At 44.7% G+C, this 15,571-nt stretch carries 10 protein-coding genes and 1 tRNA gene; 4 read left to right on the top strand and 7 right to left on the bottom strand.

What is annotated here, in order from left to right:
- Positions 1-113: 113 nt before the first annotated feature.
- Genes DWW52_RS01570 through DWW52_RS01560 form a run of 3 tightly spaced genes read right to left on the bottom strand, consistent with a single transcriptional unit; the run spans position 114 to position 4,358 of the window.
- A complete protein-coding gene (locus tag DWW52_RS01570; RefSeq protein WP_118713715.1) occupies positions 114-1,679 on the bottom strand; it encodes a M64 family metallopeptidase in 1,566 nt (521 codons plus the stop codon).
- Positions 1,680-1,700: 21 nt separating this feature from the next.
- On the bottom strand, positions 1,701-3,146 hold the full coding sequence (locus DWW52_RS01565) for an SUMF1/EgtB/PvdO family nonheme iron enzyme (RefSeq protein ID WP_118713714.1): 1,446 nt from the start codon (positions 3,144-3,146) through the stop codon (positions 1,701-1,703).
- Between the two features lie 15 nt (positions 3,147-3,161).
- The gene (locus tag DWW52_RS01560) at positions 3,162-4,358 is read right to left on the bottom strand and encodes a FecR family protein (protein ID WP_118713713.1); all 1,197 of its coding nucleotides are present in this window, start codon (positions 4,356-4,358) and stop codon (positions 3,162-3,164) included.
- A gap of 114 nt (positions 4,359-4,472) precedes the next feature.
- Here DWW52_RS01560 and DWW52_RS01555 point away from each other — a divergent pair, with 114 nt between their 5' ends.
- Positions 4,473-5,027: an RNA polymerase sigma factor gene (locus DWW52_RS01555; protein ID WP_118713712.1), complete on the top strand. Its 555-nt coding sequence runs from the start codon at positions 4,473-4,475 to the stop codon at positions 5,025-5,027.
- Between the two features lie 167 nt (positions 5,028-5,194).
- On the opposite strand, the gene DWW52_RS01550 is transcribed toward DWW52_RS01555, so the two are convergent.
- Positions 5,195-5,270, bottom strand: a tRNA-Lys gene (locus tag DWW52_RS01550).
- Between the two features lie 215 nt (positions 5,271-5,485).
- Here DWW52_RS01550 and DWW52_RS01545 point away from each other — a divergent pair.
- The 3 genes from DWW52_RS01545 (at position 5,486) to DWW52_RS01535 (ending at position 10,047) form a co-directional block, all read left to right on the top strand.
- Complete coding sequence (locus tag DWW52_RS01545) at positions 5,486-6,889, top strand: S41 family peptidase (protein WP_118713711.1); 1,404 nt, start codon at positions 5,486-5,488, stop codon at positions 6,887-6,889.
- A gap of 34 nt (positions 6,890-6,923) precedes the next feature.
- The gene (locus DWW52_RS01540; protein WP_118713710.1) at positions 6,924-7,481 is read left to right on the top strand and encodes a helix-hairpin-helix domain-containing protein; all 558 of its coding nucleotides are present in this window, start codon (positions 6,924-6,926) and stop codon (positions 7,479-7,481) included.
- A 61-nt stretch (positions 7,482-7,542) separates the two neighbouring features.
- Complete coding sequence (locus DWW52_RS01535) at positions 7,543-10,047, top strand: AsmA-like C-terminal region-containing protein (RefSeq protein WP_118713709.1); 2,505 nt, start codon at positions 7,543-7,545, stop codon at positions 10,045-10,047.
- Positions 10,048-10,141: 94 nt separating this feature from the next.
- On the opposite strand, the gene DWW52_RS01530 is transcribed toward DWW52_RS01535, so the two are convergent.
- The 3 genes from DWW52_RS01530 to DWW52_RS01520 all read right to left on the bottom strand — a co-directional run bounded on the left by DWW52_RS01530 (position 10,142) and on the right by DWW52_RS01520 (position 15,497).
- A complete protein-coding gene (locus tag DWW52_RS01530; protein WP_148315308.1) occupies positions 10,142-10,948 on the bottom strand; it encodes a hypothetical protein in 807 nt (268 codons plus the stop codon).
- Between the two features lie 12 nt (positions 10,949-10,960).
- Positions 10,961-12,637 (bottom strand): energy-dependent translational throttle protein EttA, encoded by a 1,677-nt coding sequence (gene ettA, locus DWW52_RS01525; protein WP_118714278.1) that lies wholly within the window; start codon positions 12,635-12,637, stop codon positions 10,961-10,963.
- 307 nt (positions 12,638-12,944) lie between these two features.
- On the bottom strand, positions 12,945-15,497 hold the full coding sequence (locus tag DWW52_RS01520) for a zinc-dependent metalloprotease (RefSeq protein WP_118713707.1): 2,553 nt from the start codon (positions 15,495-15,497) through the stop codon (positions 12,945-12,947).
- Positions 15,498-15,571 lie beyond the last annotated feature (74 nt).

The following is a 15,571-nucleotide window of genomic DNA, read 5'->3' as shown; positions in this document are numbered from 1 at the left end:
CATTTGAAATGTTCATATTGGTTGTTTACTCTTCGTATATAAAAGCAATCTTTCGAGTGAACCGAGTGTAAGAGATAATAGTTGCGACCTATTATCTCTTTCTTTTGCTTACTCTATTTCTTTATATTTTTTTTGTCGTATTCGAGGAAAACATCCAGGCTATACTCGTTCTCCATGCCCGCAAGTTTGTAAATCCTTCGCAAAATGATTTCGCGGTTGACCGGTCCGAAATACAATACAGCGTTTTGATTTCGCATGATGTTATCGTTAATGCTGCGCCAAACCCCGTATTGGCAATATCTTCCTCCTTGAATAATCCCCACTTCGGGATAATTCATCTCCAAAAGGGCTTTCCAATTTTTATTGTCGAATTCGGCAGGCTTGTTTGTAAATTCAACGTTTTGCCAATGCCCGAATGCTTCTCTCTCTCTTTTGGTGGCGGCGATGTCAGCCTCTGTAATAGATGCATTATCGCTATAATACTCATCTGATAATTTCCCGAAAGCATGTCCCAGAAATTCATGCGCAATCATGGTTGAGTACGTGTCATGATTGAATCGTCCTTCTCCATCCCATATTCCACCCATACCGATAGAGGGACCGGAACCTGACAATTGGGCGACACCGCAATATCGGTTGATATTGACAGACAATAACACGGTGATGTCCTGACCCGGGATATCAGTATTGTACACCGGAGAATGTTCCCAAGCAAAAGTAGTGGGAGAGATTGTAAATCCGTTTGTATTTATTACCTGATTTACAAAAGAACAACCGAAAAAGGTTTCAGAGGGAGTTCCGTCCGTATGGAAAGAATTCGTTTGGGAAACGGCAGTGATACCGTAAACATTGAAATATTCGCGGAAAGACTTGAAAGGTTCGTAAGCGAAAATGGATTCCAAACTACGTTCCATGATTTGTTGCCAATACCCGTTTCTACCCATATCACTCTTAATGAATCCGTCACCGGTAATCAACAAATTGATACCCTTCCCTTTCGTTGCCTTGTTCAGCGTGATGCAGCTTCCGTGTTTGAACTCCTCCACTTTCTTGATTTCGACCGTGGTTTTCAGGTTCGGATCTTCTGTTGATGTGAGGGTCAATAGCGTGCTTTTCTCTCCGGAATCATCCGGTCCGAATTTGGACGTGATTTTGATTTGCCCGTTCCCGTTTCCGGAGGCTTGGTTAAGGCTGCACCACGACTCGTCGTCAAGCGTTGCCGTCCAACCTCCTTCGTAGACCACGTCTACCGCATAGGTGGCATTATCTCCCAGGCCGAACTCCACGACAATCGGGTCGGCATAAAATTCGATTCCGTTTAAGATAAGATTGATGATCTGCATCTCTGAGAATCTGTCCGTCGCTTGCACGATCAGTTTGGCGCTCTTCATTTCCGCATCGTTGCGGGGTTTGGGGGTGATCACGATCATTCCTTGTCCCTTGCCACTCGTTTTGTCGAGCGTGCACCACGAGTCATCGTTTAATTTTGCATTCCAGCTACCGGCATAATTGATGAATACGGTATCCGCCTTATCCGAACTGAATCGGAGGGCTGAAGCGGATACATTCAACTTCGACTTCGAAATCAACTCCTCGTTGTCTTTGTCATCGCTACAGGCTGCAAATCCCAGCAGTAGCAAAAGCATGAACCAATAATTGATATGTGTTAGTTTTATCATAATATGCTATTTAAATGTTTTTTACAAAGGCATTACAATTCTGAATCCCACTTTATCATCTCCTTGTTCCGGATTGACGGCGCGGAGTGCTGGATTGGGCATATTACGGAATCCGCAACGACAGAAAAGGTACATATCACTCCATGAACCGCCGCGGAATACTCGATAGGTACCGGAATCTGCCCCGACAGGATCCGTTACATCATCAGCCGCATAGTTGCCGTACCAGTCGCTACACCACTCACGTACATTACCGTGCATATTATATAGCCCGAATGCGTTGGGGGTGTAAGAATCCACGGCTACCGTAGAGGTACTTGGCGTGTTGCCGTTCATAACCATGTTGCCGTTCTCGCACTCCATCTGCCAGTTGAAATTGGCGAGATTTTTGGTCAATGTCATGCCGTTGCCCAGACCAAATGATTTATCCTCTATACCGCCGCGGCACGCATATTCCCATTGCGCCTCGGTAGGTAACGAACCTCCCGCGTATGCAGCGAATTCTCTCGCTCCGTACCAGGTCACATAAATGACAGGGAAATTCTCTTTTCCTGTAGCGGGTTCCCATTCCGTACCGTTGTAATGTACCCCCCAATCGGATGCCTGTCCCTCGGATGAAATGATCATGGTCTTCCCGTTGTAGACCCCATCGGCTCCGATGCCTTTCGCATTCAGGAAGAAGCAGAACTGTTCGTTCGTGATTTCATATTTACTCATTTTGAATCCTTGGGAAAGAGTTACCTGATGAGCAGGGCGTTCGTCATTTTGTGATCCCATTTCTGTAAAACTGCTTACTCCCATCTGGAATGTTCCGGCGGGAATCTCCACGGTCTCCACCCGAAGGCTTCCTTTGTTGTCGACCGTCACGGCACACGTGGCTGTTTTTCCCCCATCTTCGGTGGTCACGGTGAGGGTGGCGTTCCCGAATTCAAGAGCTGAAACATTTCCATTCTCATCCACGGAAAGCACCGACGGGTTACTGGATGTCCACGTCACCGTCTGGTTGGTGGCATTCTCGGGTATGATAATGGGGATTAAGGTCAGGCTTTCACCCTTTTTCAATACCAAAGTCGATTCGCTGAGCCGGATTTCACTCACGAGTATCGGTGCGGGAGTCAGCGTCACGAGACAAAAGTCCACCTTTTCCCCGTCTTCGGTCTTCACCATAATTGTGGCAGAGCCCACTTCCTTTGCCCACAACATCCCGGTGGAGTCCACGTCGGCAATTTCCGGTTTGTTGGAGCTCCAAGTAACATTTTGATTCTCGGCGTTCTCCGGAAAAATCGTGGCAACGAGCTGTTCGTTCATGCCTACCACCATGGACATGGTATTTTGTGCCAATTTGACTTTTTGTACTTTTGATCCCAATGCTTCTTCCAACGAATCGTCGTCGGAACAGGCTGTGACGAGTAATAGTGTGCTCGCCACAAGAAGCACACTTGAAAAGAATAAATGGATTTTTTTCATAATTTTAGCTTCGCATTAATTTTGGAAATGATTGTTATTGGTCGAATTATCTAACTTTTTCTCGGTAATCGTTATTTGTTTCCCGTCAAGGATAAATCTGATATCAGTGGTCCTTTCTATCAGGCGTAGGAATACCTCTAGAGATTCCTTTTTATTTATGGTCGCCGTAAAACGTTTATTCTTGATGGCCTCGTTTTCGTAATTCCAGGTGATGTCGTACCATCTTTGCAGTTTCCGCGTGATCTCTTCAAACGTGGCAGCATCAAAGACGAGCATTCCCGACCCCCACGGGATTAGTATCGCCTCCTCGTCGGGAATATCCCTCACGTGACCGGTTCCCTCTTCCTTACTCCAAAAATATTGTTGGTGAGGTTTCAGAGGTACAGCCTTCTCACCTTGGGTCACCTCTATGGCTCCCTCGATGAGCGTGGCTTGCCAAAACGGGTCATCTGTATACGCGCTGACATGAAATTCCGTACCGGTTACCGTGATGGTCCCTTGATCGGTATGCACGTGAAACGGTGCCGTTTTATCTTTTTTCACCGAAAAGGCGGCCTCACCCGATAAGTATACCTCTCGGCAATCTGCTTGAAAGCGTTCCGGGAACCGCAGGGAGGTACATGCGTTTAAGAACACAACGGTTCCGTCCGGTAATTCGATTTTATAATCTTCTTTCTTGGGCACGTTCAGCGTGATAAAAGAGGCTGGAGCCTTGCTTGCAGTATCATGGTGAGTGTAAGCCAATTTATTTTTATCGGACTCATCTTGGATGAGTTTGAAACCCTCTGGAAGCGAGTCGTGGGCGGATTGCTTGTCGCCCAACAAAAAACGCTTGCCATTGGGGAAAATCAACTCGATGTTATCGGAAGACATGGCAACAGTTTGAGGTTGCGACGATTTGTCGGGTATCCAAAAAATGGCTGCCATCACCCCGCACGCTAGAATGGCGGCAGCAGAAGCGGTCCCGAGTATCCAACGGCGGATACGAGAACGTTTCATTTTTTGGACCATTATTTTGTACTCTTTGTTTATATCGGTCTGTTCTTCTAAAACTTTTCTCTTCGTGAAAGAATTGCCGGTAGAAATTTGCTCGAACAACTTCCTGTTCTCCTCGGAAGCGGCCAACCATTCTTGTAGCTGTTTTTCTTCCGCAGGTGTCTGTATATCCAAACGTTGGCGAGAAATCAATCTCGCTATATCAAATTCATTCATACGCACTGTTATTAAAAGTTCATATAAATAACCCCACGCAAAAGAAAAAGTATAGGTCGAAATCGAAAAAAAATAAATATTTTTACGGCATCTTTTTCAGATACATGGTCTTTTATGGAAGATAAAGAGATTTTAAAAAGGATAAACCAAGGGTGGGAACCGGCATTCAAGGAATTGTTCGGTCGTTATTACACGACCCTGTGCGCCTTTGCATTCCGTATCGTGAAAAATGAAGAGAGTGCCAAAGATATCGTGCAAGAAGTTTTTATAAAGTTATGGTCGAATAGAGAACAATTGAAAGATATTTCACTCAAATCTTATCTCTTTGTCTGTGTGCGCAATACTTCGCTCACGTTTTTGCGCGACCGGAAACGCAAGGAAGATCAGCTGGTTCAAATTCCTTGGGAAGAAGAGGAAACCGCATCTTACCTGATCGAAGAAGAAAACAATCGTTTGCTGTTTGAAGCAATCGCTAAACTTCCCCCGCGCAGTGCGGAAGTGATATCTCTCGGTTTGGAGGGATTGAAACAGGATGAAATTGCCAAACAGATGGATATCAGTATCAACACGGTGAAGTTCTTGAAATACGAAGCGATCAGAAAGTTGAAAGAATTACTGAAACCGTTAATTTTCTGGTTCTTTTTAATGAAAATAAACTCTAAAAGTTAGAAAAATCTTTTAGAGTTCATTTTATTATTTACTTCCCTTTTTCTTGAAAGTTTTGGCTGTTAGTGTTTTGATCGAATGATAGTGTTACGTGAGCCCTCCATTCCCTGATTATCTGAACAACAATCTAATTTCCAACAAAAAAAGGCAACTACTTTCGTAATCGCCTTTGGTGATCCAGCTGGGACTCGAACCCAGGACCCCAACATTAAAAGTGTTGTGCTCTACCGGCTGAGCTACTGAATCCTTCAATTGTGTTTCTCAATTGCGGTTGCAAAGGTATATCTTTTTACTTCTCTCACAAATTTATTTCCAATTATTTTCACGTATTTTTCACATGGCAAAAGTAAAAACTTCATAATGACAGGATTGGATATTCTATTTTCAAACAAATTCTGGCCACCTATTGGAATTATCAACTTTTTTCACTTCTTTTACAAAACTCTTACAAGCAATCTCTAATGAATACATTAAAAAAACTACTTTTGGCATTAACATGTTTGTCACTTTTTACAGCTTGTAACAAAGATGACTCACAAGATGAAGAACTTCCCCTCCGGATGAATCAATTCATTCAAAACTGTTTATCGACATTTTACTTCTGGAATGACCAAATGCCCAACTTGTCACCGGAATCCGTGAATGACCCCAACAAATATTTCAAACAACTTTTATTCAAGGATGACAAATGGTCATTGATCACGGATGACGTTGATGGTCTCATGGCCGAATTGGCCGGAACCAATGAAACATACGGGTACGAACTAGCTGGCGGGCAATTTAAAGATAGTAAACAATGTTTCGCCATCGTACTATACACCTACCCGGGCTCTCCCGCCCGCAAGTTCCTAGACCGAGGAGATGCTATCACACAAATTAACTGGAAAAATATCACGGAAGACGATTTTCCCGAATTCGACAAACCCGGAACCATCACCCTTGGCATAGCGAAAGTCCAAGGCAACACGATCGGTCCGGTCGAAAGGATTGTCACCCTTGAATCAAAAGTCATGGATTCCGATCCGGTCCTCGTATCTCAATTTTTCGAAAAAGGGGCTCATAAAATCGGTTATCTCATGTACACCAGTTTCACATCCAATTTCAATTCAAGCCTAGAAAAAACATTCAACGAATTTAAAGCCAAAGGCATCACCGACCTTATTCTCGATCTCAGATACAATCACGGGGGTGATGACCAAGCGGCCGCATTCCTGTGTAGTGCCATCGCCCCGAAAGACAAAGCCGTGAAAGGTGCGCTCCTTTCCAAAGAACGATGGAACACGGCCTGCCAACAAGTATTTGAAAATGATCCCCAGTACGATGAACTCTTAAACAGGTATTTCATCGACGTGAATTGTAACCTCGATCTACCTTCAAAAAAAGTATACATATTAACCAGCCATGAAACCGCTTCCGCTTCCGAGTACACGATCGCTAGCCTGAAAGCATTCATGGACGTCACGCTCGTGGGAACCCGAACCTACGGGAAATATTTCACCATGTATTCTTTCGCTCCCCAGTATGAAGAAAACGGGAAGATAGTTCAGGACAAAGAACTGGCCAATTGGTTAATTTTCCCGGTATGTTCCCGATTTACCAACATCAACGGTTATCCGGACTTTTCAAACGGTTTGGAACCGGATGTCTACGTCGAGGATGACCCATTCAACGGGATTGGACTGGGTTGGCAAAACGAACCCTTGTTAGCAAAAGCGATAGCTCTCATCAGTGGAGAAAACCCGATGCCAATGAAGGCTCAAAACGACATTATTGCACGGGGAAAGAATACAGCATCTTCCTTTATCATGCTTCCAAAAACATTAAATGACATCAAGGATAATCGAGTGATCTACATGAAACAATAACCCGTGTTCTATTTATAAAATAAACAGAAAAATCATGTTTATCAGGAAATCGGAAAAAAAAGGAATCATCACGCTGGGAATCCTTATCACGGCCCTTTTCGTGTTACCACAAACTATTCGCAGGAGTGAATGCCCGGTATTCCTGATCCCTCACGCAGAACGCCCGGATACCGTACAATACCATTCTGCCCGCAACAACGTCCGTCCACCCGTTGAATTAAACACGGCCGACAGCGTTACACTCGTCGGCATCAGGGGAATCGGCCCGTATTACGCGAGCAAGATTCTCCGTTACCGGAAACAACTTGGCGGTTACCATTCTCCCCGTCAGCTCAAAGACATCAAATTTCAATATCTCGACATCGACACCCTCCTGCCCCGCTTCACGGCAAATCCCGCCTTCATCCGGAAACGGGAATTGGACACCATGAGCTTCAAAGCCATACTTCATCACCCCTACCTGCAATACGAAGAAGTCCAACTCATCTTCAACGCCAAACGGAAATTCGGCAAAATCAACTATTCTATTTTAGAATCAGAAAAAATTCTACCATTATTTAAACTCAAAAAAATAAAACCTTACTTCAAATAATTTTGTATAACTTTGTATAGAACAATTTAGATAACACAACCACACATGTAATTTATAAAGTATGAAAAAGGTTTTTATTACACTAGCAATCATTCTCGTGCTAATCATTGTCACCCTGATGGTTATCCCCGTCTTTTTCAAAAGTGACATTCTACGATTAATAGAGGAAAAGTCCTCCAAATACATCCAAGCCGAACTGGCTATCGGAGACGTGCACCTGAGCATGTTCAAGAATTTCCCGAATTTGAGCGTTTCGCTGGATAATGTTATTATATCCAAAGAAGAGGCCACCACCCGGGACACCCTGATTAACATACCTCTTTTCGAGGCATCCGTCAACCTGCGTTCCCTCATTTCCGGTAAAGAAATCATCATTAACAACATCTTGTTAAGGGATTGCGAGTTCATGCCCAAAGTCAACGCCGAGGGAAAAGCGAATTGGGACATCATGGTTCCCTCCGACACAACTGTCACGGAAAACAAAGAGGTTGTCGCAGACACAACCAAGGACTCGGATTTCGACACGGCTATCGCCTTCAATAATATCGAAGTCCGGAACCTGATGCTTGATTACAAGGATGAACAGGCGCAAACTTACGCCCATGTTGATGCCGTGGACCTTACATTACAAGGTAATTTATCGGAAACCAACACCATGTTAAACCTGTTGCTGGGACTGAAAAACATATCCCTACGTCAGGGAAACAGCGTGTGGGTGAACAACACGAACTTCAACTGGCAAGCAGATATCGCCGCGAACCTCAAAGAACTCCAATTTGACATCAAGAAAAACGATATGGCCATCAACGATCTGAAACTAGATCTGACCGGAAATATTGATATTGATGACGATAAATACAAAATGGACTTGAAATTAAACGCCCCCGACACTAAATTCGAGAGTCTGCTAGCGTTAATACCCAAAGACTTTCAGAAAGAAATAGAGGGAGTTAAGACTTCCGGAGAATTCCAACTCAGTCTGGAAGCCAAGGGTGAATATTACGAGAATCACCTACCCACTTTCGATCTTCGTTTCAACATATTGAATGCAAACTTGAAATACCCGGATCTTCCCGAATCGGTAGAAAAAATCAATTTAAAACTAAGTATCACCAACCCGGGAGGAACTATTGCTGAAACGAAAGCAGATTTAAGTACTCTCACCTTCACGATCGCCAACAACCCGTTCAGCATGAACTTACTCGTGGTCAACCCGGATGATCCCACGTTAAAAGGTGGAATGAAAGGCGTCATCAATTTCGAAAGCCTGAAGAAAGCACTTCCCTTGAAAGATATCACCCTCAACGGAGTGTTAACAACAGACCTTTCTTTTGACGGTAAATATCAATACATCGAAAAAGAACAATACGAAAAGTTCACGGCAAACGGTAAGATCGCTTTGAAAAACGTGTTATTCAAAAATGCAGATTTCCCCGCAGGAATCTCTGTTCCGTCCGGTGAAGTAACCATTACCCCAGCACGTTTGAACCTGAAGAACTTGAAAGTAATGATCAACTCCTCCGACTTCGCACTGGAAGGTTATCTATCCAATTACCTGCCCTATTTCTTCAAGGATCAGACATTGAAAGGAAATTTCACCTTGAACTCGAACAAGATCAACTTGAACGAATTCATGGCAACCATAGCAACCACCGAAGCCGACACGACCAAACCTGTCGAAACTCAAACCACGGCAGCCCCGGCCGAAGCTTCAAGCGTGTTGGCAATACCGAAAAATATCCAACTGGCATTCGGCACAAACATCAAACAAATCCTGTTTGATAGTCTCACGATCTCCTCGGTCAAGGGGAACATCGAAACCGCCGGAGGAATCGCTACATTAAAGAACTTAAGCATGGATATGCTCAACGGTAACCTTATCATGAACGGGGCTTACAACACGGCAACCCCGGCAAAACCTTCTGTGGACCTGAACCTGCGGGTAACCGATTTCGATATTCATTCCGCTTACAACGCCTTCTCTTTTATCAAGGAGAGCATCCCGGTAGCCATGAACTGTAACGGGCAAATCTCGGCAGCCATGAAATTCAGTGCAGATCTGGACAAGGAAATGAGCCCGATCATGACGACGGCTAACGGAGGCGGGAGCCTGTCCACGAAAGGATTTATTATCAATGATAACCCTGCCATGAACCAACTGGCCTCTTTGCTGAAAAACGACGAACTGAGTCGTTTGAGTATCGCCAGTTTAAAAGTCGATTTCAAAATCGAGAACGGGAACATCATCGTGGAACCCTTTACCACGAATATCGCGGGTAACCCGACAACATTCTCCGGGAACCAATCCGTCGATGGCAAAATGGACTATACCATGTCTATGAATATCGCCCGGAAATATTTCGGGAAAGACATTGACAACGTGCTGAAAGCCATCCCCGGTTCCAACAACATTCAATCATTGGATGTCGACGTTAAACTCGGCGGAACACTTTCCAAACCGACCATCACCCCCGACTTATCCAAGGCACTAAAGAAAATAGAGAAAGAAGCCGGTAAAGAATTAAAAAATAGCCTTCTAAAAGGTTTGGACAAATTATTCAAATAATAAAACGTTGAATAATAAAAACGGGAGGAGCGTGATAAATAGAATTATCACGCTCCTCCCGTTATATTTTCCTTCAATAATACGCCTGCCTGTCCTAACAATCAAATCCCGGTCTCTTAAAATAACGGGCTTTCGGGAAAAAGCGGTCTATTTCCCATTCCAATTGTTCTAGAATCACTACAAGATGTGATATATTCGGCTCAAAACGATACAACTTATCCCGCAATAACATCCACGCATTCCTAGAAATCTCCACCGCCAACAAGGCTACCTTTGCCGACCCGTTATAATCATCCTCCTCTTGCGTCGCGTTAATCTTATCAGAATAAATATAATAACCGTAAAGAGATCGCTTAATCTTGGAATGGATCAAATCCATGTACCAATTCACCTCCAACAAAGCATCTTCCACCTCTTTCGTCCGGGGCATTTCACCTTCCTTAAGCTTGACCTCCTCAAACCACTGGTAAATAGTCTCCTGACACTTCTCTGCAAGTGTGCCGTATATACGGTCACACTTCACCATATCCTCTTGTTCTATCTGACGGGCTGCCCCCTCGTCCTCGTCCTCCAAATCCTCGAAATCCTCATCCCAAAAACCCCGATCCACCTTCTCGGATGAATAAATATCCTCTATGCCGACCCCACGTTCTTCCGCCAACTCACGTAACACATCAAAAGTAGAATCAAAGATATTTTTCAGACGGGCCAACGCGGACTCATCATCCTCCGGCATCTCCTCGCCCAAGTTCACTTTCGTCCTCTCCTTCAATTTCTTTCCCATCATGAAACTCATGCACCGAAGCTGCAATTTACATCGCTCACACCATCTGTCGCAATAATTGTAGATACCCGGCACGAAGCCGTTATCTACAATCTTTTTTTCTTTTTTCTTAGGCACGCTTTTGTACTCTTAACCGATTAATTTCTTATAACGTATACGCTTCGGAGTCACATCTCCCAAACGTTTCTTCTTGCTTTCCTCGTATTCGGAGTAACTCCCCTCGAAATAAACGACCTTGGAATCTCCCTCGAAAGCGAGGATATGAGTCGCAATTCGATCCAGGAACCAACGATCATGCGAAACGACAACAGCACACCCCGCAAAATTCTCCAATCCCTCTTCCAACGCCCGCAGCGTGTTCACGTCAATATCATTCGTCGGCTCATCCAACAATAGCACGTTAGCATCCTCCTTCAAGGCCAGCGCCAGGTGCAGGCGGTTACGTTCTCCCCCGGACAACACGCCGCACTTCTTCTCTTGATCCGTCCCGGAGAAATTGAACTTCGAAACATAAGCCCGTGCATTCACCTCCCGGCCACCAAGATTTATCAAATCACTCCCACCGGAAATCACCTGATAAACCGTCTTCTCCGGATCTATCGCCTTGTGCTGCTGGTCCACATAAGCCACTTTCACCGTGGGTCCCACTTCGAAAGTTCCCTTATCCGCTTGCTCCGCCCCCATAATCAAGCGGAACAAAGTAGTCTTTCCCGCACCATTCGGCCCGATCACCCCGACGATACCTGCCGGTGGCAACTTGAATTCCAGATCATCGAACAACACCTTATCCCCGAACGCTTTGGCCACGTGATCAGCCTCGATCACCTTGTTACCTAACCGGGGACCGTTCGGGATAAATATCTCCAATTTCTCCTCCTTCTCTTTAACATCCTCATCCATCATTCGATCATAAGCCTTCAGACGAGCCTTACTTTTCGCCTGACGAGCCTTGGGGGCCATCCGCACCCATTCCAACTCCCGTTCCAGCGTCTTCCTGCGCTTGCTGGCCTGCTTCTCCTCCTGCGCCAAACGATTAGCCTTCTGCTCCAACCAAGAAGAATAATTCCCTTCCCATGGAATTCCCTCCCCACGATCCAGCTCCAGAATCCAACCGGCCACGTTATCCAAGAAGTAACGGTCATGCGTCACGCAAATCACCGTACCCGGGTATTGATGCAAATGCTGTTCCAACCATTCCACCGACTCGGCATCCAAATGGTTCGTCGGCTCGTCCAGCAACAAGATATCCGGTTCCTGCAACAACAGACGACACAAAGCTACCCGGCGGCGTTCACCTCCGGAAAGCACTTTCACCTCCGCGTCCGGTTCCGGACAACGCAAGGCATCCATCGCCCGTTCCAGTTTCTGGTCAATCTCCCATCCCCCGTGATGCTCTATCAACTCGGTCAATTCGCCCTGACGAGCCATCAACTTCTCCATCTCATCGTCACTCATCGGCTCGGCAAACTTCATGTTCACCTCCTCGTACTCTTTCAGCAAATCCATCACGCCCTGCACACCTTCCCGCACGACCTCGATCACGGTTTTCGTGTCATCCAGTTGCGGTTCCTGAGGCAGGTACCCGATAGAATGTTCTTTCGACCAAATTACCTTCCCCTCGTAATTCGGATCCAACCCGGCGATAATCTTCAACAACGTCGATTTTCCCGAACCATTCAAACCGATCACGCCAATCTTGGCACCGTAAAAAAAGGAAAGATAAATATCCTTTATAATCTTTCTTTGTGGTGGTATTGTTTTACTCACCCCCATCATGGAAAAAATAATTTTCTTCTCTTCTGACATACCCATTAACTTACATGATATTATGTTTCACATCTAGCACACAACTAATTATCCTTAAAATGGATACAAAGATATATTATATCTTCAAATTAAAAAAATATACTTAATCCGTTATACGAAACAATACCTAATTTTGTTTCAAAATTCTATAAGAAATTCATTATTATCCTTCAAAACACCTGAATAATTAACAAAAAACAGGAATCCTGTAAAGCAATAACAAATTAACTATCAGATATATTAAAAAGAAATTCCCGCAATTCTAACGAATAGCGGGAATAAAAAAACACAAATCTCTATAAATTAATTAATCGAATAAATAATTCAATTTTAACACTAACAAGCGATAATGTTCACGAGTTTTATCATTTCCAACATTCGTTCGGTTCTTAGCCATGTGGTACACTTTGCGCATATATTTCATCACGACCGGACGTTTACTTGATCGATCAATTCTCGGTGATAAAACAATTTCTCCCAACGGATCGGTCGCATCAAAATGATGACGTGACTCACAATACGCATGACAACTGCAAGTCGTTTCGTGCGCCAATCCCGTCAACGAGCTACTTCCCGCACTCTTGAACTCCCCCTTATCCATGAACTCCTTCAAATTATCCACGAACGTATTTTGAAACGCCATATCGCTCAGGTTCAAATTACCCGTCTTTCGGGTAAACATGGCATCAAAAATAATTCCCAGGTAATTATCCACGGTAAACACATTTTTCCCGTCGATCTCGTTAATCTGGAAACGCCCGATCACCTCTCGGGTCAACATCTCGCTAAAGAATTGCGTTTGAGCCACGTAAGCCTTTGCCGTCGGTCCGATAATCGCCGTAACCTTATCATTTGTAATCCAATATTGGAATTCATTCAAATTCTTCAAAATGAACTTCAAAGCAGCCGTTTGCTTATCTTTGGGTACATACTCGTAAAGAGCAACATCATCCCCGTAATATTTCGGATTAATATACATACCGCCCACGTTCACCATGGCATGTCCCATGAAACGGAAAAATTGCTCTATAATCTCTTTATAGGTCCCTTTAACAGCCTCGTATCCTTCCTCGTTCACGGCCATCCAATCCGCAAAATTAGCTGCCACGTATTTCAGATTTTTGATTCCATACGTATTTGCCTTTATCACGTCATCACTCAAATCTTCTGCCTGAGAACGGGGATCAAAATTGAATCGGAATACTTGTTTCCCATAGAAACACATCTTGTTCCCGATCTGTTCTCTCACCCATCCCCGCAAAATCTCCTTCTCGTCATCCGCATTCTTCACGTTCGGAAGTACCTTATAACCATACTTGATTGCAAACTTGTCATACTCACCAATCAACGGGGGAGTCAACTTCACGCCTTTCTCCATATCTCCCGGTTGCGCCACGTAGTTAAAACGAGCGTAATCCATGATAGAAGGTGTAGTCCCGTACTTTTGTGTGAATTCCGGATCTCTCAATTTCTCCACCGGGTAGGCTGCCGAAGCTCCGAAATTATGCATCAACCCCAGCGTGTGGCCAATTTCATGAGCTGCCACGTAACGCATAGCCTCGCCCATATTCTCGTCCGTCATCACGGGACAACGCACCGTAGGATCTACCGCCCCTGTTTGAATCATCCGCCATTTATTCAACAGACTCACGACACCGTACCAAGAAATCACATCCCCACACAATATCTCCCCGGAACGAGGATCTATCCACGACGGTCCCATTGAATTCTCGCGAGCGGAAGCCACGAAACGGTAACAATTATAATGAATATCATCCGGATCAAAATTCGGATCATCCGTCGGGTAATCTTTCACGATAATCGCGTTCTTGAACCCGATCGCCTCGAAAGCGATATTCCAGTCGGCAATTCCCAGCTTCACGTACTTCCTCCATTTGGCCGGAATAGACGGGTCCACGTACCACACAATCGGTTTCACAGGTTCCACCAACTCCCCGGCCAGATACTTACTCATATCTTTCGGTTGCAAATCCCAGCGATTAATAATCCCGTAACGTTGCAATTGATCCTGATGCTCGTCAAACAAAAAACGAGTGGCATCAAAAAATCCGACCCGCTCGTCAGCATACCGGGGAACCATCGGCGTCTCCGGCAATAGAATAATATTACGCGCCTCGATCGTGGTTAACGGCCCCTCTTTCTCCGTCGTGTAAGTCATCATACTCTTCACGATAATATTATCCTCGAAAGCCTTAAACTCCTCGATCCTGGAACGGTCACTCTGGAACGAACCGCCAAAAGCCACAACCGCACGAGCGGCAGCCGGAAGATCGGGGAACGGGGAGAACTCCGCTATCCATGATAAGAATAAAGAAGTTGCATCAATCACGCAACTACTAGAATCCTTCGACATCACTTCAATCTTAAACGCTTTCCAGATCGGCGGGTTGCTATGTCTCTTAAACGCCTCGTACATCTCCGAATTCTCTTTGCACTGGTATTCCAAATGCGGAAAATGCATGTACACCTTATTCTCGTCACAAGAGAACGTGATCAACAACGGTTCCCTGTTAATCGTCCCCGGATCAATCTGCCACGTGCGACTCGTCGAAGAAACCCGTGAACTGATCAAGAAATCCCGGCTCATAATCATCTTTGGAATCTCCAGATAAATCTTATCCTTCTTCTTGATCACGTTGAACATTCCCTTCTTCACCTCCGCATCCTTCATAAACTTCTCGTACTCGCTCACGGAAGCCGTTTTAGAGGTGGAATCTTTCGATTCCACCTTCTCCGTCCCCGCTTTCTTCTTTTTCTTCTTTCCCCACATTCCATCCGCGGCACTCACACTAGTAACACTAAAACATAGTAATATTATAACATACAATAATTTATTCATACAGATAATCAATTAACTATTCAATAACAATACATTTTTTAACACTAAAAGTAAGAGAATGCCCTTTTCCCGAG

This window comes from Odoribacter sp. AF15-53 (assembly GCF_003479425.1).
In the GTDB taxonomy this organism is placed as follows: domain Bacteria; phylum Bacteroidota; class Bacteroidia; order Bacteroidales; family Marinifilaceae; genus Butyricimonas.
This window is presented reverse-complemented; position numbering and strand designations above follow the sequence as displayed.